Raw genomic sequence first — 22,800 nt, forward strand, 5'->3', positions numbered from 1 at the left:
GAGAATTGAGCTGGTGAATCGCATGGGATGCCTAATCGCACGTCCCGGACCATACTCGCCCAGCGAGGTAATCCGCTCAGAACACAATACTTAATGCGATCTTCCAGATCAGCGGAGCCAGCGGCGGCGTCAGTCGTGGCGCTGCCTGCGCCAATCCTGACGCAAACTCGTACCTAAAGCACAGGAATCCGTACGCCGATGTACGACTTGGGCCACCACGGAACTACTATGCCTACTCCCATCGAGTCGACCGAACCGGCGCCGCCCCAGACGCCCCGACTCGCGCAAGCCTACATCGTACTCGTGACCTTAGGAGGCGCCGCTGTCCTCGGCTACGGTCTATGGAACTGGCAGTCCCACGATTGGGGCCGCTTCCTCTTCTACCTCGGAATCTCGGCCATCGCCTCCGGCATGAAGGTCACGCTTTCGGCGGGCTCGGGCACGATGTCGATGAACTTCCTCTTCATCCTGATCGGGATTGCGTCACTGAGCCTGGGCGAGACCCTGGTGATGGGGTGCGGCGGCATCCTGTTCCAGCGGTTCTTTCTGGCCAAGCGGCCGCCGCGCGCGGTGCAGTCCATCTTTAATGTCGCCAGCATCGCCTGCTCCATTGGTGCGTCTTACTTCGCCTATCACGCGGGCCTGCGGCTGGAGAGCTGGTTTGAAGCTCCGTTGCTGCTCATGTTCGCGGCCGGCGCCTTCTTCCTGACGAACACCTTCTCGGTGGCGCTAGTCATCGCCCTCACTGAAGAAAAGTCGGCCTGGGCAGTGTGGCGCGAATCGTACTTCTGGTCGTTCCCGAACTACCTGGTCGGCGCGGCTGTCGCCTTGGGTTTGAACGCATTCAGCAAGGCCTTCGGCTGGCAGTCGTCCTTATTGGTGCTGCCCGTGCTCTACGTGGTCTATCGCTCCCACCGCCTCTATGTCGAACGCCTGGAGGAAGACAAACTGCACGCGGAGCAGCAGAGACGCCACGCCGAGGAACTCGCCTCGCTGCATCGCCGGACCATTCAGACCCTGGCCGTCGCGGTGGAGGCCAAGGACCAGACCACCCGCGATCACCTGGCGCGGGTCGAAGTCTACGCCATGGAGATCGGACGCGAACTCGGGCTGAGCGAGAACGAACTCAAGGCGTTGGAAGCCGCCTCTCTCTTGCACGACATCGGCAAACTGGCCGTCCCGGAGTACATCATCTCGAAGCCGGGCAAGCTGACACCGGAAGAGTTCGAGAAGATGAAGATCCACCCCATCGTCGGGGCCGAGTTGATTGAACAGGTGGAATTCCCTTACCCCGTAGCCCCCATGGTGCGCGGCCATCACGAGAAATGGGATGGCAGCGGCTACCCCGACGGTCTCGCCGGCGAGGGGATCCCCATCGGCGCCCGCATCCTCGCCGCGGTGGACTGCCTCGACGCCCTGGCGTCCGACCGGCAGTATCGCCGCGCCTTGCCGCTGGACGAGGCGCTGGCCATGGTGCGGCGCGAAGCCGGCCGGAGCTTCGATCCCCGCATCGTGGAGGTCCTTTCCCGCCGCTACAAAGAACTCGAGCGGATGGCCAAGGCCAGCGTCGTCGCGCAGAAGACGAAGCTATCCACGGAACTCAAAGTGGAGCGCGGGGCCGCGCCCGCCGCCGGCTTCGAGGCGTCCGCGGACACCACCGCCAACGACCTGACGAGTATTCACAACTCCATGCAGGCTGCCGAGACCCAGAGAATCCTGCTGGATCGTGTGGACCGCGAACTCAGCAACTGCGTCAGCCAGCCCGAAATCTTCACCCTGGCGAGTGAGATCCTGCGAAGCGAAATCCCCTACGATGTCCTCGCCGTCTACCAGTGCGAGGGCGAGCGCCTGTTACCCGTCTTCCTGGACGGCGAGGCCCAGCGCCAGTTCTCCTCGCTCGAGATCCCCATGGGCATGGGGCTGGCCGGCTGGGTCGCCGAGAACAATAAGGCCATCATGAACGGGAACCCTTCCGTCGAGCCGGGCTACCTGAACGACCCGTCCCGCTTCAGCACCCTGGGTTCCGCCCTGGCCGTGCCGCTGGAGACAGCCTCCGGGGTGACCCACGTGCTCTCCCTCTATCGCCAGGGGCGGGACGCCTTCCGCACCAGGGAGTTGAACACCCTGCTGCCGATCTCCGCCAGGCTGGCCCGCCGGCTGGAGCTAGCTCCTCAGCCGAGATAGGTCGTCCGTCGTCTCCGCAGCAGCCGGGGTCCGGTGCACCGAATCCAGCGCCGCCAGGCCGCCGGTCTGAACGGCCGGTGGAGCCTCGTTCATAACCCTCGGCAGCGAAGGAATAGCCGCCAGCAGTTGCCGAGTGTACGGGTGCTGGGGCGTGCGGAAGATCTCTTCCGTCGGCGCATTCTCCACCAACTCGCCCCTGTGCAGGATCGCCACCCGCTGGCAGATCGCGGCGACTGAGGCGAGGTCGTGGGAGATATAGAGGATACTCACGCCGGTTTCCTGGTTGAGGCGCCGGAACAGCGCCAGGATCTCGGCCTGCGTAATGGTGTCGAGCGCGCTGGTCGGCTCGTCGGCCAGCAACAGGGCCGGCCGGTGCAGCAGGGCCAGCGCGATCAGGAATCGTTGCGCCATGCCGACACTGAGGTTCCGCGGATACAGCCGCAGAAACGCCGGCTCCGTAGGGAGACTCACGCTGGCCAGCAGAGGCTGCCATTCTGGCTTCCCTGATCGATGCGCTCGCCAGCACTCCTCGAGCTGCGCCCCCAACCGGAGATTCGGATTCAGGGCGGAGAGCGGACTTTGCGGCACCAGGGCGATCTGCAGCCCTCGCAGCTTGCGCATCTCCTTCTCTTTCAGGCGCAGCAGATCACGTCCCTGAAACTCGATTCCACCCGTGCAGGTCCCGTTCTTGAGCCCGAGCAGCCCCAGGATGGAAAGAATGAGCGTGCTCTTCCCTTCCCCGCTGCGGCCCACAAGTCCGACGATCTCGCCCGGTGCAATCTCGAGGGCGACGTCCCGCAGGACTCCCGGCTTGCCAGGGTAGCCGGCCGAAATCTTGAGCCTCAACAGTGGGTTCATTTGCCCTGGACCAACGTCAGACGCTCGGCATCCCAGAAAGTACGGGGATAGAACGGGACAGGCTTGGCGCCACGCACCTGGCTCGAGACCGCCGAGAGCGAGTTCGGATGCAGCAGGAACACAGCCGGAGACTGCTCCAGCAGGATCTCCTGCACGCGGTCGAAGCTCTTCTTCCGGGCCGCTATATCACTGCTCGCGGCCTGCGCCAGCATCAGCTTGTCCACCTCCGCTTCCCAGGGAGTCGCGGGTGTCTTCTGCGAGGGATTCCAGGGATGGTTGGCCGCCGAACTCAGCAGGATATTCATGATTCCGTTGGGGTCGATGTCGATGTTCACGAACCCCAACAGGCAGGTCTCGTAATCCAGAGTGCGGGTAATGCGCTGGATCAGCGAGGGGAAGTCCAGCGTCACGATATTCACCTTGATCCCAATCTTGCCCAGGTCCTGCTGGATCATCGCCGCCATCGGCTCTCGCGTCTTGCTGCCCGCGTTCGTGATCAGCGAAAACTCCACCGGATGGCCGCCCGCATCCTGCAGGACAGCTCCCTTGAGAACGAACCCACCCTGCGCCAGCCGTTTCGCGGCAGCCCCGGCATCAAAGCGATGCGGAGCCAGGCGGGCGTTGAACCACTGCTTGTTGGCCGGAGAGACATAGCCCGCCGACAGGCTGGCATGCCCGCGATAAACCACACGGCTCATATCAGCCCGCGAGATCGCCTCCGAGACGGCCCGCCGGAAAGCTTGCGATTGAAACCATGCCTTCTTGTAGGCCGGCAGCGGCGACTGCGGAGCCATGTTGAACCACAGGAACTCGACATCCGTCGTGGGGCCGGCATCGATCGCCTGTCCAGCCGCCTCTTTCGCCAGGCGCTCATAGAGATCCGGCGTCAGTGAGTCAATGAGGTGCAGCTCTCCGCGGCGAAACCGCAGCAATTCCAGATCCCGGTTCTGCTGGAACTCGATCCGGATGCCGTCGAGCACCGGCAGCGGCTTGCCGTCCGCCTGCCGCTTCCAGTACGCCGGGTTCCGCTTCAGCAGCAGATGAGCGCCCGGAGAATTCTCCGCGATGACAAACGGACCCAGGCCCGGAGCCGGCCGCTGTTTCGCCGAGGCGGAAAGGATCGGCACCTGGTCGAACAGCCGTTCAAACGCGCCGGCCGACGCTGGAAAGTCGGCCACCACCGTGTAGTCGTCCTGGGCGCTCACCCGGACCTCGCCCTTGTCCGTCTTGAACGTGTCCGCCAGCGGCGAGTGCAGCGCGGGGTCAAAAAGCTTCTGGAACGTCGCCGCAACATCCTTGGCCGTGAAACTGGACCCATCGGGAAACTTCACTCCTCGCCGCAGCGTGAACACCACGCGCTTGCCGCCATTCGTCACCTGCCACGAAACCGCGAGCTCTCCCTCCGGCTTCTGCGTGAGCCGGTTGACGCGAATCAGCACGCCCTCGGTGAGATAGCGGATCGCCTCCGCGGAGTCATCGGCCACAAGCAGCGGGTCCAACTGCTTGGGCTCGCTGTGGAGCGCAAAGCGCAACTCGGCCGCGGACAGGCTAAGAACTAACAGGAGAGTCAGTGTGAGCAGACGCATCATACGGAGTAATCCTCCCTGGGCATCACAAGTTGAAATCCGCCAATCACCAGGGCCAGCAGCAGCACCGGCGTGGCGATCCAGGGTTGAGACCGCAGGTCTCCGCTTTGGAGCTCACGCAGGATTCCGCCCCAGGACGGCAGCGGCTCGGATACGCCCAGACCAAGCATTCCAAGTGTGGCCTCGGCCAGGATGAACAAGGGCACTGAGGTCCAGAACTGGGCAAGCAGGACCGGCATCACATTCGGCACCAGATGCCGGGAAACCAGCCGCCACGGTGTGCAGCCCGAGGCCCGCGCCTGCAGGATGAAGTCCGCCTCGCGCAGCCGGGTGACGGCGGCCCGCACGACGCGCGCCGACGAGGGCCAGCCCAGCAGCCCCAGGATCAGAAAAGTGATGGCCATGGACGCCAGCGGAGACACGTTCAGCGGCAGGCAAGCGCGCACCATCAGCAGCAGCAACAGCCAGGGCAGCGAAAGGAAGAGGTCCACCGCGCCCAGCACCAGGCGCTCGGTCCATCCGCCGGCCAGTCCGGCAATTCCGCCAATCAACGCGGCCAGGATGCACGACAGCAGCGCGGCGGCCGGAGCCAGTGCCAGCGAGACCCGGGTTCCGTAGAGCAGCCGAGCCAGGCGATCGCGTCCCAGCGAATCGGTGCCCAGAGGAGCCTGGCGCGACGGCGGTGAATCCGGATTCTCGCGCATCTGCGTGGCGTAATCGGCGGTCGTCCACAATCTAGGTAGCAGGGCCGATACGGCCACCAGGCCAAGCAGGAAGAGGGCCAGGATCCGTGCGGCCTTCATTGCGCGGCCTCCATCGGACGGCGCGCAATCAACTCCGCGAAGGTCATGGCGGCCGTGGTCGCCAGCGCGATCAGCATGGTCAGGTTCAGCAGCAGCGGCAGGTCCCGGGCGGTGGCCGCCTGCCAGGCGAGCCGTCCCAACCCGGCCGCATCGCAGATCGCTTCGATGGGAATGATCGAGCCGATCGCCAGGCTCAACGACGTGGCCAGCAGCGCGAACAACTGCGGAGCGGCGCCGGTAAATACATAGGCGGAGAGGATCCGCCACTCGCCGATGCCGCGCGCCCGGGCCATATCAATGCACGGAGCCCCGTAGGCCTGCGCCAGCACGTTGCGCGAATAGCGGAAGATGCGCGGCGTCAACACGAGCAGGAGCACGATCTCCACCGGAGCCCCGAACGTCAGGCACAGCAAAGCCAACACCCCGGCCGGCAGGCTCAGCAAAAAGCCCGCGAACAGAGCGGTGGCGGTATCAAGCACCCACGCTCGTCGAAAGGCAGCCACTGGGATCGCCAGTGCGAGCCCGAACAGCCACGCCCCGGCCAGGCCAGCGCCTACGCGTTTCAGCGTGGCTGCGGCATTGGACTTCAGGAGGCCCGCGATGGGCGCATTGTTCGCTTGGGACTTCCCCAAATCGCCATGCAACGCGCTCCAAAGATATCGGAAAAACCCATTGCCCAGGCTGTTCTCCGCCTCGCGCTGCGCCCGCATCGCCGCCAAAGTGGAGGCACTCAGGCGCGGATCCAGCTCGCGCTCGTCCACCAACGCGCCCGGCGAAAACCTTACCAGGACGGCGGAGCCGAAAGCGGCCAGCAACACCAGAACCAGCATGCGCACAAGCTGTGTGCCAACTATCTTCATCTGAGCCTGATAGAGTCATCGGCGGTTGTGGGCGCCGTCTACACCCAGAGTGAGATGCCCTAGGGTAATCTCCTCATTTCGACGGTCTTTTCCCGCCAACACCTAGTGCGATGCTCCTATGGCTGGTGAACCTCGATTTCTCAATACTTGACCATAGAGGAGAGATTCCCGCACGCAGTCACGCGGTCTCAAATGCCATGAACGTCGAATGCGACAGACGCGCGTACCTCGGCTTGGACGTTGTGTTCGCCAGCCCACGCATTCGCGCCCTGCTGAAACAGGCTGAGCAGGTGGCCGCCACCAACGCGGTTGTCCTCATCACGGGCGAAAGCGGCAGCGGCAAGGAAGTCATCGCCCGGGCCATCCACCACCACTCCCAGCGCAGGTCGAAGTCCTGGGTGGATATCAACTGTACGGCCCTGCCGGAGCACCTGGTGGAAAGCGAGCTCTTCGGCTACGAGCGCGGAGCCTTCAGTGGCGCCGAAGCCTCCAAGGCCGGCCTGTTTGAAATCGCCCACGAGGGCACTCTCTTCCTGGACGAAATCGGGGACCTCGACCCGCGTGTCCAGGTGAAACTGCTACGGATCCTCGACGGCGCGCCCTACTACCGGCTCGGCGGCGTGAAGAAGGTGAATGTGGATGTCCGCCTCGTGACGGCAACCAACCAGGACCTGAAAGCCGCGGCCGGCCAGGGCCGGTTCCGCCTGGATCTCTACCACCGGCTCTCGCAGATCCGCCTCTCCGTCCCGCCCCTCCGGGAACGGCGCGAGGACATCCTCCCCCTGGCTGCGCATTTCATCCAGACGCAGAGAGCCGGCCTCGGCATCTCCCGCGGAGCAGCCCTTGCCCTGGAAGGCTACGAATGGCCGGGCAACATCCGCGAATTGCGCAACGTCATGATCCGCGCCGCCGTCTTCGCACAGGGCGGTGAGATCACCGTCGACGACCTCCCCGAGGAGTTTCAGCAGGACGGGTTCTCGGCGAGCCTGGTGAACCTGTCCATGCTGGGCGAGGCTGAGCGCGACGTGATCGCCCAGGTACTCGAGAAGACGGGCGGCCATCAGCAATTGGCGGCCAAGACCTTGGGCATCTCGCGCAGAACCTTGCAGCGCCGCATCAAGTCCTACGGGTTGTGCGTGGAACGCAACGCCTTGGTGAGGGTGGGCTCACATGCCGGCTGACATCGCGAACCGCAGAAGTTCACCGCGCTTCCCGGCCTCCGGGCCAGTGGAGATCCTCTTTGAGGACCCGCTGCCCACCATAGTGGAAGCCCAACTGCAGGAGACCAGCGAGCAGGGCTTCCGCATCTCGCATGCGAGCCGGCAGGTAGTCCCCGGTCTGGAAGTCAGCCTGCGGCGGGACGGCGCCACACAACGCGCTCGCGTGATCTGGACCCACATCCTGGAAGGCCGGCTGGTCAGCGGCTGCCTGCTGCTCTAGTTCGCTCTCCACTTCGCAATTGCCGGTGGAGCACCTATTCCATACAATAAGATCTTCTGATGTGCAGGAGGCTACTGCTGTACCCCTTGGAACATTGACACTCCCAGGAGCCCGGCAGGGCCCACCATATCCGCAGGGAGTTGTCCATGGAACCGAAGCAGCCGGATGAAGCGCGTGAATCGCGCGAGACCCCTACTGGATTTCCTAGGAGGAGCGCTCTGCAGGCCGCGGCAGCCCTCTTTTCCGCGTCCTTCCTGACTCCGCCAGCCGCAGCCGCGCCAACGGCCGTCGCGCCTCCAAAGCGGAATCAGGGCTTCGACGAAGACTGGCGCTTCCTGCGCGCCGATGCGCCCGGAGCCGAACAGCCCGCGTTCAACGACTCTGCCTGGCGGACACTGAGCCTTCCGCACGACTGGAGCGTGGAGGATCTTCCGCCGCGCCCAGCCCACGGCAATGGAGAAGGCGTCCTGTGGGGCACCGCCGGCTTACCCACACGCGTGGGACCGTTCGACACCGACCTCAGCGCCGGCGGCCGCGACACTGGCTGGTTCGTTGGCGGCACCGGCTGGTATCGCAAGCACTTTCGGGTCGACGCCTTGCCGCCTGGCGGCCAGGTCGAGATTGTCTTTGACGGCGTCTACATGAACAGCGACGTCTGGCTGAATGGCCAGCTCCTCGGCAACCAGCCCTACGGCTACACCACCTTCGCCTACGACCTGACGCCGCACCTGAGCCGTAACGGCGCCAACATCCTCGCCGTGCGCGTTCGCAACGAAGGCCGCAACAGCCGTTGGTACTCCGGCTCGGGCATCTACCGCCACGTCTGGCTGAATACGACGGCAGGCGTCCGCATCCCCACCTGGAGCCTGTTCGTCACGACCCCCGAAGTCTCCCCGCAAAGGGCGGCGGTCAAGGTCTCAGCCTTTGTCGAGAACCGCACCAACGCGGCCGTCGAAGCCTCTGTCCGCATTCAGCTACTCGATGGCAAGACCGTGGCGGCAACCCAGACCGTGACGCTCTCCGTCGCACCCGGCTCAACTGGCCTAGCCGAGCATACCTTCACACTCGACACTCCGAAGCTCTGGTCGTTGGCCACCCCGCACCTCTACCGCGCAGAGGCAACCCTCGTCGCAGCAGGCACCCCGGCGGATTCCGCCACCACCTCCTTCGGCATCCGGCGCATCGAGATCGACGCCGCCAACGGACTACGCCTCAACGGCGCATCGATCAAGCTCAAAGGCGGCTGCCTCCATCACGACAACGGCCTGCTGGGCGCCTGCGCCATCGATCGCGCGGAGGAGCGCCGCATCGAACTGATGAAGGCCAACGGCTTCAACGCCATCCGCACCAGCCACAATCCGCCTTCGCCCGCCTTCCTCGACGCCTGCGACCGCCTGGGCATGCTGGTGCTGGACGAAGCCTTCGACCAGTGGGGCCGCCAGAAGAACCCGCAGGACTATCACCTTTACTTCGACAAGTGGTGGCAGCACGACCTCGACGCCATGATCCTGCGCGATCGCAACCACCCCTGCGTCTTCCTGTGGAGCATCGGCAACGAGATCCCCGAGCGCGCCGAACCCGCCGGCGTTGAGATTGCCAAGAGACTGGTGGAACGGATCCGCCGGCTCGATCCCACCCGGCTCGTGACCTCCGCCATCAGCGGCGCCTTTGCCGGCAGCGAAAGCCTGGATCCGGCCTTCGTGCATCTGGATGTCGGCGGGTACAACTACATGTGGGGCTTCTACGAGAAGGACCACGCGCGCCATCCCGAACGCATCATCCTGGGCACGGAGTCGTTCCCCCAGCATGCCTTCCAGAACTGGCAACTGGTCGAGAAACACCCCTATGTTCTGGGTGACTTCGTCTGGACCGGCATGGATCACCTGGGCGAGTCGTCCATCGGGAACGCCCAGCTTTCCTCGCCGGGACGCGGCGGCCCACCCGACCAGCGGCCGGCGCAACCCAGCGGACTCGGCAACATCTTCACCGGTTTGACCAGCTTCGGCAACATCAGCCTGCCCTTCCCCTGGTTCAACTGCTACTGCGGCGACATCGACCTCATCGGGCAGCTCAAACCACAGGGCTACTACCGCCGCATCCTGTGGGGTCTCAGCAAGTTAGAAATGGCCGTGCAGCGGCCCGTGCCCGCCGGCCAGATCGAGAGCATCAGCGCCTGGGGCTGGTCGGACGAATTGCGCAGTTGGACGTGGCCTGGATCCGAAGGCAGAACCTTAAAGGTCCGCGTCTACACCACTGGTGACCAGGTGCGGCTGCTGCTCAACAGCGAAGAGATCGGCAGCAAACCCGTCTCCGCCGCCACCCAACTGACCGCGGAATTCGATGTACCCTACCGCCCCGGTGTGCTCAAGGCCATCGCGTATCAAGCTGGCCAACCCATCTCGGAACTGGCGTTCCAGACCACTGGCAAGCCGGCCAGGGTCAAACTCACAGCCGACCGGCTGGAGATCCGGCGGGATCGCAACGACCTGTCGTTTGTCACCGTCGAAATCGTGGACGCCGCCGGCCTCCGCGTTCCGGACACGGTGATTCCCGTTGCCTTCACGGTGAACGGCGCTGGGGAACTGGCCGCCGCCGGCTCAGCCAATCCCAAGGACCCGTTCAGTTTCCGCAAGCCGCGCCCGAAGACCTTCCATGGCCAATGCCTGGCGATTCTGCGGTCCAAGGGAGTCGCCGGCACGCTGCAGCTCGAGGCCCAAGCCGAAGGCTTGGCCGCGGGGGCCATCTCAATCCGAGTGGTCTAGCCGCGGGAGTCTCCGCATCGCGGGGCCCGGGTCGCGCGCCGCTACTGCATCCCTCAACCGCGCCGCCCGGGTCAGCAGGTAGTTTCGCTCCGGCTGGCTCGTGGTTCGACCCGCGGCGAGCAGATACTCCTCGATGGCGCCGGGACCCTCCCCAGCCGTCTCCAGCAGGTGCGCGCGAACGGCATGCAAACGGTGGTGCCCCGCCAACCGGCCGCCCTGGTCCAAGGCCCCGACCAGCGCAAGTCCCCTGGCCGTCCCGTGCACCATGGCCACGGCAACCGCGTAGTTGAGCTCGACCATCGGATTGTCGGACATTCGCCGCAGCACTTCGTACAGCGCCAGGATTTGCGGCCAGTCGGTATCCTCCACGCGCACCGCTTCGTCGTGCACCGCGGCCACGGCCGCCTGCAGTTGATAGGGACCCACGGCTCCCTTGGGCAAGGCCGTGCTAATAAGGCGGACGCCCTCCACAATGCGGCCCTGGTCCCACAAGCTCCGATCCTGCTCCGCCAGCGGGATCAACTCCCCGTTCGGGCCCGTGCGAGCTGCCCGCCGCGCATCCGTCAGCAGCATCAGCGCCAGCAGCCCCAGCACTTCCGCATTCTCGGGCAGCAGCGAATGCACCGCCCGTGTGAGCCGGATCGCCTCCAGAGAGAGTTCGCACCGCTGCAACTCGAGCCCATCACTGCTGGTGTAGCCCTCATTGAAGATGAGGTAAAGCACATGCAGCGCGCTCCGCAGCCGTTCTGCCCGCTCCTGCTGGGTCGGCAGGCGAAAGGGGACGCCGGACGACCGGATGCTCTGTTTTGCGCGGCTGATGCGCTGGGCCATGGTCGCCTCCGGCACCAGGAAGGCGCGCGCGATCTCCGCGGTAGTGAGGCCGCCCACGGCGCGCAGGGTCAACGCAATCGCCGAGGAGGGCGTCAAAGCGGGATGGCAGCACATGAACAGCAGGATCAGCGTGTCATCCTGCATCGAATCGGGTTCGAAATCCGGAGCAGGCGCCAGATACCCGTAGTGCATGGCCGCATCGGTCTCGCGCCGCCTGCGAGCCGATTCGCTGCGCTGGTGGTCGGTCATGCGCCGTGCGGCCACCTGGATCAGCCAGGCGCGCGGATTCTCCGGCACCCCATCCCGGGGCCACTGCACCACCGCCGCAATGAGCGCCTCCTGCACCGCGTCTTCGGCGGCGGCGAAGTCGCGGAAGCGGCGGATGACAGCACCCAGTACCTGCGGCGCGAGTTCGCGCAGCATAGGCTCGGCGCCGTCATCCCAACTGCCGGCCATCACACAAATTCTTCAGGCGGGCCGCTCATCACCTGCCGCACTTCGATGGGCATGTTCAAGGGAATCCCACCCGGCCCGGGCGCCGCTGATGCGCGGGCCGCGATGGCATACGCCTGCCCGGTCGTCTCCACATCGACAATCCAGTAGCCGGCCAGGAACTCCTTCGACTCCGGGAACACGCCGTCCGTAACCGGTGCGCCATCCTGCCCGGCGCGCACGATGACGGCCTGCTCCGGGCCCGCCAGCCCTTCGGCCGAGACGAGGTTTCCTGATGCGCGCAGTTCCCGGTTCAGGTTCATCATGAAGCCGATATGCGCCTGGATGTCCTCGTGGGGCCAGGAGGTGATGGGATCGGCCTTCATGTTGTCCTTGCTCATCATCATCATGAGTATGTATTTCATGTTGTGCTTCCGCTCCTCTCGATTCTCGCACTCAGTTGTGCGGATTCATTCGTAAGTCGGAGCGGGTTGCGGCTTCTCGACATCTCCACGAAAAAAAGTCGGGAATCCGGCGCGTGTAGCTGCAGGCAAACCACAGGCGTGCGCTCTCTCAGGAACAGGCAGTGCACCGGATTGGAGGGACGCTCAGCGCTGGATGCTCACCGCGCTGTCCTCGAGTTCATAGCCCTCGTCCTGGGCCGTCTGGTGGGCCAGCGATCGCAGCGCCGTTTCATCGGCATCATGCCCGGTGCCCTTGCAGGTCCGCCGGACCGCTTCTGCTCCTACATGGATCCGAACAACCCAGACACTCTTGCTGGCATCCCAGAACACCTCGGCGGCATTTGCTCGTACCATGTTCAAAACAGTAACCCCGCCCGGCGCCGGATTCAAGCGAAATCCCGCCGGATTGGCTCTGCCCTGCCCCGCTGAGCGAGCAGCCGTGATTCAATCGAGGGAGGCACGGCGCCCCGGCTGAACCTGATGCACCAAAACACCTTCCGTCCCCTGAAGTACGGCCTCCCCCTCGTAGCGGCCGCGCTCCTGCTGTCCGCGGACACCAGCACCTGGCAATTCGGCCAGTTCCGCCGCCCCGCGAACGCCAATCCGGTCATCTCGCCGCGCAAGGATTCGACGTTCCTTTGCCCCATGCGCAAGGAAACCGTGCATTGGGAAGCGCTCCACACCTTCAATCCGGCCGCCATCGTGCGCAACGGTAAGGTCTTTGTTCTCTATCGCGCCGAGGACGATTCCGGCGAAATGAAGATCGGCATGCACACCTCCCGCCTCGGCCTGGCCGAGAGCGACGACGGGCTCCATTTCAAACGCTGGCCGGATCCGGTCTTCTTCCCCGCAGAAGACGGGGAGAAGGAGCGCGAATGGGACGGCGGCGTCGAGGATCCGCGGATCGTCGAAGCCGGGGACGGACGCTACGTCCTTACTTACACCCAGTGGAACCACAAGAAGACGGCAGCCGCCATCGCCACCTCCACCGACCTCGTTCACTGGACCAAGCACGGCCCCGCGCTCGGCAGTGAAATGTCCTACAAATCCGCCGGCATCGTCACCAGCCTCACCGGCGGCCGGCTGATCGCGAAGAAAGTCAACGGCAAGTATTGGATGTACTGGGGCGAAGGCACCGTTCGCCTCGCCACTTCAGACGACCTTGTGCACTGGACTCCGCTGGCCGGACCGGATGGCCAACCGCTGGCGGTCCTGGCCAAACGCGAAGGCCGCTTCGATAGTTCGTTCCCCGAGGTGGGGCCGCCGCCCATCTGGACGCCCAGGGGCATCGTGGTCCTCTACAACGGCAAAAATGCGCCCGAGGGAGGCAGCCCCAGTCTGGCACCGGAGACTTACGCGGTAGGCGAGGCCCTGTTCGCCCTGGACGATCCATCAAAACTATTGGAACGGCTGGACGATCCGATCTTCAAACCGGAACTGGCCTTCGAGCGCAGCGGGCAGTACGCCGCGGGCACCACCTTCGCCGAGGGCCTGGTCTACTTCAAAAAGAAGTGGTTCCTATACTATGGATGCGCCGATTCGCTGGTCGGCGTAGCCGTGGCCGGCCGTGGACCAAACCACTAAGTGTCAGCGTTCTCAGACGCCCCCCGGCTGACATGAAAATAGTTCAACTTATTCGCAACAGATCGGCAGAGCCGTGATATGCTTAAAAGTGAAGTTTGACAGTCTGGCTGATTTAGGCATATTTCGCAACGTCCGGTTCATCCGCCTTTCCGATCCTGCCCCGATTCGCTGTCCTGCCAGTTCAGCAAGGAAAATCAAATGAGAAACATTTTTGTTGGCAACCTCACCTTCGGCGCGACCGAAAGTGAAGTCCGTTCACTGTTCGAGGCGCACGGTACCGTTGACCGCGTCAGCATCGTCACCGACCGTGACACGGGCCGGTCCAAGGGGTTTGGATTCGTCGAGATGAGCAACGATGGGGAAGGCGACCGCGCCATTGATGCCCTGAACGGCATTGATCTAGGCGGCCGTAACCTGACCATCAACGAAGCTCGCCCGAAGGAAGATCGCGGCTTCGGCGGCGGCGGCGGCGGGCGTGGCAACAGCGGTGGCGGCGGTGGCCGTGGCCGCAGCAATCGCTACTAGTCAGCACAGCTAAGTTCTGAGAGAAGGGCCGGCGCTCACAAGGCGCTGGCCCTTTCTGCATTTGCCGGATCATCTCCAAAGCCAGATCTTTCGTCCGGCAGCGTTGTAGCGCTCGCCCTCGCGGTTACACTATCTGGAATGCCGCGCCGGGCCATGAGCTCGCGATTGCCTGTCCTCCTGCTCGTCGCCTTCACCGTTGGCCAAGCCGAGAAACTCCCTCTCAAGATCTACACCGCGGCCGACGGCCTGGCTCACAACTCCATCAACCGGATCGTCCGGGACTCGCGCGGCTACCTTTGGTTCTGCACCAGCGAAGGGTTGTCCCGCTTCGATGGCTATGAGTTTCACAGCTACGGCCGACGCGACGGACTACCCCACCGGCTGGTGAACGACCTGTTGGAGACAAAGGACGGAGAATTGTGGATCGCCACGGCGGGCGGCCTCTGCCACTACCTACCCAAAGGGCGTGAACACCAGCGCTTCCGCGTGTGCCGGCCAGGCAACGACGATCGGGCCGCTCAAATCAACACCCTCAAGGAAGGCCCCAACGGCCAGATCTGGTGCGGCACCGACGCCGGACTGTTTGTCCTGGAACGGGATCCCCACCGGGCCGAACCGCACTGGAGGAGCGTCGACCTGGGGATGCCGGCCGGCGGCTGGGGCGATCAGGTAATCTCCAGTCTCCTATTGGACCGCGCCGGTTCCCTCTGGATTGGGGCCGGCAGTGGTCTCTACCGGTTACAGCCTGACGGCGTCCTGGACCGCTTCGCGGAAGAGAATGGGCTACCGCAAACTTCCGTCACGGCCCTCTTTCAGGATCAGGACAGGCGTATCTGGGTTGGCACCTACGGCGGGTTGAGCCGGTTAGCCAGCCACCCCGGCGCGGGAGCCAAAGTGGTGGAGGCGACCTACGGCAGAAGGGATGGCCTCAGCTCCGATTCAGTGGAGGTCATCTATCAACTGGCCGACGGCACCATGTGCGTGGGCACGCGAATGGGCCTCAGCATCATGCGGACAGGCGGCGCCAAAAACCAGCCGATCTTCGCACGCTATTCGGCGGCAGAGGGACTGCCGGCTTCCGGCGTTGAGACGCTGGTGGAAGACACCGCGGGCAATCTCTGGATCGGCACGGACGGCAGCGGCGCCGCCAAGCTCACCTGGAAGGCATTTCTCAGTTTCACAGCCAGCGACGGCCTGCGGGGAACCAGCGTCGATGCCATCCTGGAGGACTCAGCCGGGAGACTCTGCGTGTTGGCGCGGGAGGGCACTGCCGAACTCTTCCTGAACGAGTTCGACGGCCGCCGGTTCCAGGCCCGCCGGCTGGCTCTGCCGCCACACTCCACGCTGCTCGACTGGGGCTCCCGGGCCCAGACTATCGGCCAGGATCGCGATGGCGCCTGGTGGATCGCTACGAACGAAGGCGTGGTCCGCTATGAGAGCCTTACAGGACTGGGGCCCGCACCCAATACACATCGGGAGAACCTGCGGCAGGGGCCGGTGGTCGCGGTCTTCCCCACCGCCGATGGCGGCCTCTGGGTGAGCACCACAGGCCGGTCCAACGGTCTCACCAACCGGGATGCGCGCAACCGCGCCTTCCATCCCAGCTTCGAAAACCTGGCCTGGCTCCGCTCGTCCGGCGTCGCCCTGTTCGCGCAGGATGGAGCCAACAACCTCTGGCTGGGACTTCTTCGCTTCGGCAGGGATCAGGCCGAGGTGGCCCGGTTGCGGGGCCCGACAATTGAGCGCTTCGGCGGCGGAGACAACGCGCCATCCGGCGGAGTGCGGGCCCTCTATCGCGACCGGCACGGACGGTTGTGGGTCGGCACCAATCAGAACGGACTCATGGTATTCGACCACCCGGAGGCGGACCCGCCCGAGTTCCGGCGTTATACGACCTTGAACGGCCTTTCCAGCGATCTCATCATGGCGCTGACGGAGGACCGGGCCGGCCGAATCTATGCCGGCAATGGAAGCGGTGTCGACCGCCTGGATGTCGCCACCGGAGAAGTGAAGCGCTACACCAGCTCCGACGGCCTGGCGCCCGGAGAGGTCCGCGCGGCCTTCCACGATCGCAGCGGCGCACTCTGGTTCGGTACCGCCGGCGGCCTATCACGGCTCTCGCCCGCGCCTACGGCCCAACCCGCGCCGCCCAGGATCGTAGTGACTCTTCTGCGCGTGGGCGGAGTGCTGCAGCCCACCTCTGAACTCGGTGAGACCCGCATCGCGGGGATGGAGTACGCCTCGAACCAGAACGATCTGGAGATTGGGTACGCCAGCCTGGCCTTCGCGCCCGGCGAGACGGTCCGCTACCAGTACAGGCTGGAAGGGGCCGATTCGGAGTGGGGTCTTCCGTCGCGCCAACGCAGTGTCCACTATGCGAACCTGCCGCCCGGCTCCTACCGGTTCCTCGTGCGGGCCCTACTGTCGGAAGGAATAGCCAGCGCGCAACCCGCCTCCATCCTGTTCGTAATCCTGCCCCCGTTCTGGATGCGCTGGTGGTTTCAGCTTCTGACGGTGGGCACCGCGGCCGGGATGGCGTTCTGGCTGCACCGCCATCAGGTGAAACGGCTGGTGGAGCTCGAACGGGTTCGGACACGCATTGCCACGGACCTCCACGACGACATCGGCTCCAGCCTCTCCCAGATCGCCATTCTGAGCGAGGTGGCCAGCCGCCGCGTGGATCCTTCCAGTCCGGGCCTGGTGGAACCGCTGGCCGACATCGCCGGCATTTCCCGCGAGCTCGTCGACTCCATGAGCGATATCGTGTGGGCCATCGACCCGGAGCGGGATCACCTGGACGACCTCACCCATCGCATGAGGCGCTTCGCCAGCGACGTTCTCTCGCAACGCAATATCCGCCTCACGTTCCACGCTCCGGCCGCGGAGCCGGACCTCCCCATGGGCGCCGATCTCCGGCGGCAGATCTTCCTCATTTTCAAGGAAGCGGTCCACAACATCCTGAAGCATTCCGGCGCTTCCGCCGTTCAGATCCAGTTCGAGGTGGACCACCGCTGGCTCACGCTCGACATTGTGGATGACGGCAGAGGCTTCGATACCAGCCAGTGCCGCGATGGCCATGGACTGGGCAACATGCGAGCCAGGGCGGGCGAAGCCGGAGGGACGGTCAACATCCGCTCAGGCCCCGGAGGCACCCGGGTGACCCTCCGCATCCCTGCCGGCGCTAATCCCGCATGAACGAGCGGGGGCCTGGGCAGGCCTGTCCGATAGAATGGCAGTGCAATTCCATGGGCGAAGCCGCAGAGCTCAAAGTGGGCATTATTGAGGATCAGCCGCGCATCCGTGAGGGCCTGAAATCCCTTATCGATGGGACGGCCGGTTACCGCTGCGTCGGCGCGTTCGGCTCCATGGAGGAAGCCCTCGCCCAACTCAGCCGCGAAGTGCCCCAGGTGATGCTGGTGGACATCGGGCTGCCCGGGATGTCGGGCATCGACGGGACCCGCCGGTTGACCGCGCTGCACCCAGGCCTCTCCGTATTGATGCTGAGCGTCTATGAAGACGACCGGCGGATCTTCGAGGCGCTCTGCGCGGGCGCCTGCGGCTACCTGCTGAAGAAGACTCCGCCCGCCCGCCTGCTGGAAAGCCTGACGGAGGCGGTGGGCGGCGGCTCGCCGATGTCGCCGGAGGTGGCGCGCCGGGTGGTCAGCCTGTTCCGGGAGTTCCGCCCGCCGGACAAGGCCGACTACCAGCTCACGCCGCATGAGGTGAGGATCCTCGCCCTGCTGGTGGAAGGGCACAACTACAAGACCGCGGCGGACGAGCTGAACGTCAGCATCAATACCATCCGCTTCCACATGCGCAGCATCTACGACAAGCTGCAGGTGCATTCCAAGTCAGAAGCCGTGTCCAAGGCCCTGCGCAATCGCCTGGTGCGCTGACCCTGGCATCGATACCTACCCATTCATGCGGTGACGGTTCCTCCGGTTTGCCGTTAACTGGACCGCTGAAGGGCTGTTTCACTTCTACCTGGGAGGAATCGAATGTCAGTCAAATTACGCTCCTCGCGGCTTGCCGCGATGCTCGCACTCTCGTTCACCGTGCTCTGCCTGGCCCAGAAGGATTCGGGTGTCCGGGGCGGGCCGCCGGGCGCAGGCGGACCCATTCCCGGGCTGCAGGCCAACGAACAGGCGCTTTTCGTGGAGGGAAAAGCGCGCATGGTTCAGTTGGAAGCGGTCTGCGACAACTGCAACGATGTCATCCTCGGGTCGAACACCGGAGAAGATCCGAACCTGGCGACCCTGACAAACTCATCGGGCCTGGGCGCGCGGTTCAATGGAGACCAATGCTCGGTATGCCACCAGCAGCCGGCCATCGGAGGGTCCGGCGGCTTCCTGGTGCCCAACCCGCAGGACGCGCCCAACCGCTACAGGAAGCCGGAGAACCCGATGTTCGACCTGATTCCGCATCGCAAGGGCGCCCAGAACTACGTCCCCTCATTCATCACGCGCTACGGTCCGATTAGGGAGGTGCGATTCCAGAGGCGGCCGGACGGCACACCGGACGGCGGTGTGCACCAGTTGTTCACCGTGGTCGGCCGTTCGGACGTGGGCGCACCCGGCTGCACCGCGCCGGTCCTGGCTCAGCCTGATTTCGAAACGCAATACCGGAACGGCAACCTTTCGTTCCGCATCCCGCTCCAGTTGTTCGGGCTGGGCCTGATCGAGGCGATCCAGGATGCGACCATTCTGAGCAATTCCGCCTCCACGAAGGCGCTGCGCGGGCCGCTGGGGATCGGCGGCATGCCGAACCGGAGTGGCAACGACGGCACCATCGCCCGCTTCGGCTGGAAGGCGCAGAACAAGTCGTTGACCATCTTCGCGTCGGAAGCCTATAACGTCGAGATGGGGGTCACCAACGACCTGTTTCCCACCAGCACGGACGAGACACCGGAGTGCAGCCACGGCAAGAACGAGCCGAACGACATCACTCGCGTCGATCCGGACGACTCGCGGAACCAGGGCATGAACAACCCGATGCACATGCTGCCGGACTGGCTGGAGTTTGCGATCTTCATGCGGCAGCTCGCTCCGCCAGACCCGGCCCCTCTGTCGGCCAGTGCCCAGCGCGGCCAGCGGCTGTTCGGCACCGGACTCAACAGCCCGGGCATCGGCTGCTTCCTGTGCCACACGCCCACCATGATGACCGGTCCGAGGCACGAGACCGAGGCCCTGCAGAACCGGCCGGCCAACCTCTACTCCGACCTGCTCATCCACCACATGGGCCCGGGCCTGGCGGACAATGTGACCCAGGGCCTGGCCCAGGGCGACATGTTCCGCACGACGCCGCTGTGGGGCATCGGCAAGCGCCTGTTCTTCCTGCATGACGGCCGGACCAGCGATCTGCTGGCCGCCATCACCGCGCACGCCGGGGCCCAGAGCGAGGACCACGGGCACGACGGAGGCAGCTATCCGCCTTCGGAGGCAACCGCCGTGATCCAGCGCTTCAGCGCGCTGGCACCGGGCGACAAGCAGGCGATTCTCGACTTCCTGCGCTCCCTATAGGGTCCGGCGGAGGAATGCGAGCAGGGTGGGGACCGGAGGAGATGCACCGACCCCGGATGGACGGCTTGGCCGCAACCCCATGATAAACTTACTGGTTTACCATGTTGTGGTCCAAACTGTTCATCCCCACCCTGCGCGAGAGCCCGGCTGAAGCGGAGGTGGTGAGCCACCAGCTACTGCTGCGCGCGGGCTACATCCGGCAGCTCGGCGCCGGTATCTACAACTACCTCTACCTGGCCCAGCGGTCGCTGCTCAAGATCCAGCGGATTGTGCGAGAAGAGATGGACGCCATCGGGGCCCAGGAGTTCCTGTTGCCAGCGCTGAATCCGGCCGAAGTTTGGCAGGAGTCGGGCCGCTACGAGGCGATGGGCGACAACATGTTCCGGCTGAAGGACCGTTTCGGACGGCAGCTTTGCCTGGGCATGACCCACGAAGAGGTGATGACGGTCATCGCGCGGGGCGAGGTGCGCAGCTACAAGCAACTGCCGCAGATCTGGTACCAGATCCAGACCAAGTTCCGCGACGAGCCGCGGCCCAAGTCCGGCCTGTTGCGCGTGCGCCAGTTCATCATGAAGGACAGCTATTCGTTCGACCTCGCTCCGGCGGGCCTGGACGAGAGCTATGAGAAGCACCGGCTGGCCTACTGCCGGATCTTCGACCGCTGCGGCCTGCAGTATGTAGCCGTCGAGGCGCACTCGGGCGCGATGGGCGGCAGCCAGTCGCAGGAGTTCATGGTCGCCACGGACGCAGGCGAAGACTACGTGGTGGTCTGCAAAGAGACCGGCTATGCCGCCAACCTGGAGAAGGCCGTGTCGCGGCCAGTGCCTCCGGCGGCGCCTGATGCCGAAGGCGACCTGAGCCCCGAGGAAGTCCACACGCCCGGACAGAAGTCGATTGACGAAGTCTCCGCGTTCCTCAAGGTGCCGGCCACGTCGATTATCAAGTCGCTGGTGCTGATTGCGGACGGCAAGCCCGTGGTTGCCCTGATGCGCGGCGACCACCAGTTGAGCGAGACCAAGTTCCAGAGCGCGACCGGGTGCGCCGAGTTCCGGCCGGCCTTTCCGGAGGAGATGCGCACGCTGATGGGCGCGGAGGCCGGCTCGCTGGGCCCGGTGGGCCTGACGGGCGTGACCGTCATAGCCGACCTCTCCCTGCAAGGCCGCCGCAACATGGTGGCGGGCGCGAACAAGGACGACTACCACCTGCTGAACGTCACTCCGGGGGAGGACTTCGCGGCGGTTTATCACGACCTGCGCCAGGTGACCGAGGGCGACACGGAGCTCGAAACCGGGGCTCCGCTGCAGATCCTGAAGACGATGGAGATCGGCCACATCTTCAAACTCGGGTACAAGTACTCGCACTCGATGGGGCTGAACGTGCTGGACCAGAACGGTGTCGAGACGCCGGTGATCATGGGCAGCTACGGCATCGGCATCGAGCGGGTGCTGTGCGGCGTGGTGGAGCTGTATGCCGATGCGAACGGCATCAGCATGCCGGTTTCCATTGCGCCCTTCGAAGCAGTGGTGACGCCGGTGAAGTCGGCCGACCCGGCCCTGGCCGCGGCGGGCCAGCAGGTATACGAGGAGTTGAAGAAGCTCGGCGTGGATGTGCTGTATGACGACCGTGAACTGAGCCCCGGAGTGAAGTTCAAGGATGCGGACCTGGTGGGCATCCCGTATCGCGTGGTGATCGGGAAGAAGCTGCCCCAGGGCATTGTGGAACTGGCGGAGCGGCGCACCGGCGCCAAGAGCGAGGTACCGCTGGCCGAGGTGGCCGGCATGGTCGCGGAGAAGGTGAGAGCGGCGAAGCAATGAGCATCGATTGGCCTTCGATCCGCGCATTGTATCCGGCGCTGCAGAACCGGACGTTCCTGAATACGGCCACCTTTGGCCAGTTGTCGCGGCTTACAGTGGAAGCGATGGACCGGCACTTCGCGCACCGGGACGAGCTCGCCTGCTCAGACTTCCTGGGGTGGTTTGCCGAACACGACGGGCTGCGGAGCAAGCTCGCCACGCTGATCCAGGCCGAGGCGTCCGACATTGCGTTCCTGCCCAATTCGAACGCGGGTCTCGCGATCCTGATGCACAGCATCGACTGGCACGCGGGCGATGAGATCCTGACGCTGGAAGGCGAGTTCCCGAACAACATCTATGCGCCGGCCTACCTTGCCGAGCGCGGGGTGAAGCTGATCGAGGCGCCGTGGCCCCGGCTGCTGGAGTCGATCCACGAACGGACGCGGCTGGTGGCCGTGAGTAGCGTGAATTACACTACCGGTTTCCGCGTGCCGCTGGCGGAGCTGGCCTCCGCGTTGGAGGGTCGCGACATCCGGTTCTATGTAGACGCCACGCAGATGCTGGGCGCGGTGCGTTTCGACTTCGGGGCGATCGAGCCCGATATGCTGGCAGTGAACTGCTACAAGTGGATGCTGGCGCCGAACGGCGTGGGCTTCATGGCGGTCTCCGCCCGGCAGCGCGCCCGCATGGAGCCGCTGAGTATCGGGTGGCGCAGCCATCACGACTGGCGGAACGTGGACAACCTGCATCTGGGCACGCCGGTGCTGGTGGATACGGCGGAGAAGTATGAAGGCGGGATGTTGCCGTCTTCCCTGCTCTACGGCCTGGAAGCGAGCGTGGATCTCATGCTGGAGCTGGGCCCGGCGGCGATTGAGCAGCGCGTGCTCGACCTGGCGTCGAAGACACGGGCGGCGCTACGCGGCATCGGCGGCGAGCCGCTGCCTTTCGACAATACGGCCATCATCGCAGCGCATCTTCCGGGCCGCGACGCCAGCGCCGTGGCCCGTGCCCTCAAGCAGGAGGGGGTCATGGTGTCGGCCCGGCACGGCCTGCTGCGGGTCTCGACGCACTTCTACAACGACGAGCAGGACATCGAGCGGCTGATCGCAGCCCTGCGAACCTCCAATTAAGGCCGCCCACCGGGCGCCGAGTCGAGGGA

The 22,800-nt window shown here is 64.8% G+C and carries 18 protein-coding genes; 11 read left to right on the forward strand and 7 right to left on the reverse strand.

Translation table 11 applies throughout. The features are described 5' to 3' along the window. Positions 1 to 228: 228 nt before the first annotated feature. Positions 229 to 2,184, forward strand: a complete 1,956-nt coding sequence (locus IRI77_RS12400) for an HD domain-containing phosphohydrolase (RefSeq protein WP_194452364.1) — start codon at positions 229 to 231, stop codon at positions 2,182 to 2,184. Here the strand turns inward: IRI77_RS12400 and IRI77_RS12405 are convergent. From IRI77_RS12405 to IRI77_RS12420, 4 genes are read right to left on the reverse strand one after another with little or no spacing between them, the layout of a single operon-like run. After that, positions 2,164 to 3,030: an ATP-binding cassette domain-containing protein gene (locus IRI77_RS12405; RefSeq protein WP_194452365.1), complete on the reverse strand. Its 867-nt coding sequence runs from the start codon at positions 3,028 to 3,030 to the stop codon at positions 2,164 to 2,166. The two genes, IRI77_RS12400 and IRI77_RS12405, sit on opposite strands and share 21 nt — an antisense overlap. An 8-nt stretch (positions 3,031 to 3,038) precedes the next feature. Continuing rightward, positions 3,039 to 4,631 carry an ABC transporter substrate-binding protein gene (locus tag IRI77_RS12410; RefSeq protein WP_194452366.1) on the reverse strand — a complete coding sequence of 531 codons (1,593 nt, stop codon included), beginning with the start codon at positions 4,629 to 4,631 and terminating at the stop codon, positions 3,039 to 3,041. Next, entirely contained in the window at positions 4,628 to 5,431 is an 804-nt protein-coding gene (locus IRI77_RS12415; protein WP_194452367.1) for an ABC transporter permease, read from the reverse strand. Before IRI77_RS12415 ends, IRI77_RS12410 begins: the two co-directional genes overlap by 4 nt. Beyond that, positions 5,428 to 6,291 carry an ABC transporter permease subunit gene (locus tag IRI77_RS12420; protein WP_194452368.1) on the reverse strand — a complete coding sequence of 288 codons (864 nt, stop codon included), beginning with the start codon at positions 6,289 to 6,291 and terminating at the stop codon, positions 5,428 to 5,430. The genes IRI77_RS12415 and IRI77_RS12420 overlap by 4 nt, the downstream gene beginning before the upstream one ends. A gap of 197 nt (positions 6,292 to 6,488) precedes the next feature. Between IRI77_RS12420 and IRI77_RS38350 the strand changes: the two genes are divergently transcribed. From IRI77_RS38350 to IRI77_RS12435, 3 genes are all read left to right on the forward strand, one after another. After that, positions 6,489 to 7,472 (forward strand): sigma-54 interaction domain-containing protein, encoded by a 984-nt coding sequence (locus tag IRI77_RS38350; protein WP_194452369.1) that lies wholly within the window; start codon positions 6,489 to 6,491, stop codon positions 7,470 to 7,472. Continuing rightward, positions 7,462 to 7,731 carry a PilZ domain-containing protein gene (locus IRI77_RS12430; protein ID WP_194452370.1) on the forward strand — a complete coding sequence of 90 codons (270 nt, stop codon included), beginning with the start codon at positions 7,462 to 7,464 and terminating at the stop codon, positions 7,729 to 7,731. The genes IRI77_RS38350 and IRI77_RS12430 overlap by 11 nt, the downstream gene beginning before the upstream one ends. 146 nt (positions 7,732 to 7,877) lie before the next feature. Beyond that, a complete protein-coding gene (locus tag IRI77_RS12435; protein ID WP_194452371.1) occupies positions 7,878 to 10,493 on the forward strand; it encodes a glycoside hydrolase family 2 TIM barrel-domain containing protein in 2,616 nt (871 codons plus the stop codon). Here the strand turns inward: IRI77_RS12435 and IRI77_RS12440 are convergent. The 3 genes from IRI77_RS12440 to IRI77_RS12450 form a co-directional block, all read right to left on the reverse strand. Next, positions 10,476 to 11,780, reverse strand: a complete 1,305-nt coding sequence (locus tag IRI77_RS12440) for an RNA polymerase sigma factor (RefSeq protein WP_194452372.1) — start codon at positions 11,778 to 11,780, stop codon at positions 10,476 to 10,478. The genes IRI77_RS12435 and IRI77_RS12440 overlap by 18 nt on opposite strands. Next, entirely contained in the window at positions 11,780 to 12,181 is a 402-nt protein-coding gene (locus IRI77_RS12445) for a YciI family protein (protein WP_194452373.1), read from the reverse strand. The genes IRI77_RS12440 and IRI77_RS12445 overlap by 1 nt, the downstream gene beginning before the upstream one ends. A 183-nt stretch (positions 12,182 to 12,364) precedes the next feature. Continuing rightward, positions 12,365 to 12,574 (reverse strand): hypothetical protein, encoded by a 210-nt coding sequence (locus IRI77_RS12450; RefSeq protein ID WP_194452374.1) that lies wholly within the window; start codon positions 12,572 to 12,574, stop codon positions 12,365 to 12,367. Positions 12,575 to 12,700: 126 nt separating this feature from the next. Between IRI77_RS12450 and IRI77_RS12455 the strand changes: the two genes are divergently transcribed. The 7 genes from IRI77_RS12455 to IRI77_RS12485 all read left to right on the forward strand — a co-directional run bounded on the left by IRI77_RS12455 (position 12,701) and on the right by IRI77_RS12485 (position 22,771). Then, positions 12,701 to 13,804, forward strand: coding sequence for a glycoside hydrolase family 130 protein (locus IRI77_RS12455; RefSeq protein ID WP_194452375.1), 1,104 nt, complete (start codon positions 12,701 to 12,703; stop codon positions 13,802 to 13,804). A gap of 198 nt (positions 13,805 to 14,002) precedes the next feature. After that, positions 14,003 to 14,329, forward strand: a complete 327-nt coding sequence (locus tag IRI77_RS12460) for an RNA recognition motif domain-containing protein (protein ID WP_194452376.1) — start codon at positions 14,003 to 14,005, stop codon at positions 14,327 to 14,329. Between the two features lie 153 nt (positions 14,330 to 14,482). Next, on the forward strand, positions 14,483 to 17,524 hold the full coding sequence (locus tag IRI77_RS12465) for a sensor histidine kinase (RefSeq protein WP_194452377.1): 3,042 nt from the start codon (positions 14,483 to 14,485) through the stop codon (positions 17,522 to 17,524). A 50-nt stretch (positions 17,525 to 17,574) separates the two neighbouring features. Beyond that, positions 17,575 to 18,225 carry a response regulator transcription factor gene (locus tag IRI77_RS12470; protein WP_194452378.1) on the forward strand — a complete coding sequence of 217 codons (651 nt, stop codon included), beginning with the start codon at positions 17,575 to 17,577 and terminating at the stop codon, positions 18,223 to 18,225. Between the two features lie 102 nt (positions 18,226 to 18,327). Beyond that, on the forward strand, positions 18,328 to 19,848 hold the full coding sequence (locus IRI77_RS12475) for a di-heme oxidoredictase family protein (RefSeq protein WP_194452379.1): 1,521 nt from the start codon (positions 18,328 to 18,330) through the stop codon (positions 19,846 to 19,848). A gap of 101 nt (positions 19,849 to 19,949) precedes the next feature. Beyond that, entirely contained in the window at positions 19,950 to 21,662 is a 1,713-nt protein-coding gene (locus tag IRI77_RS12480) for a proline--tRNA ligase (protein ID WP_194452380.1), read from the forward strand. Further along, entirely contained in the window at positions 21,659 to 22,771 is a 1,113-nt protein-coding gene (locus tag IRI77_RS12485; protein WP_194452381.1) for an aminotransferase class V-fold PLP-dependent enzyme, read from the forward strand. The genes IRI77_RS12480 and IRI77_RS12485 overlap by 4 nt, the downstream gene beginning before the upstream one ends. Positions 22,772 to 22,800: the final 29 nt, after the last annotated feature.

It is taken from the genome of Paludibaculum fermentans (assembly GCF_015277775.1).
Lineage (GTDB): Bacteria > Acidobacteriota > Terriglobia > Bryobacterales > Bryobacteraceae > Paludibaculum > Paludibaculum fermentans.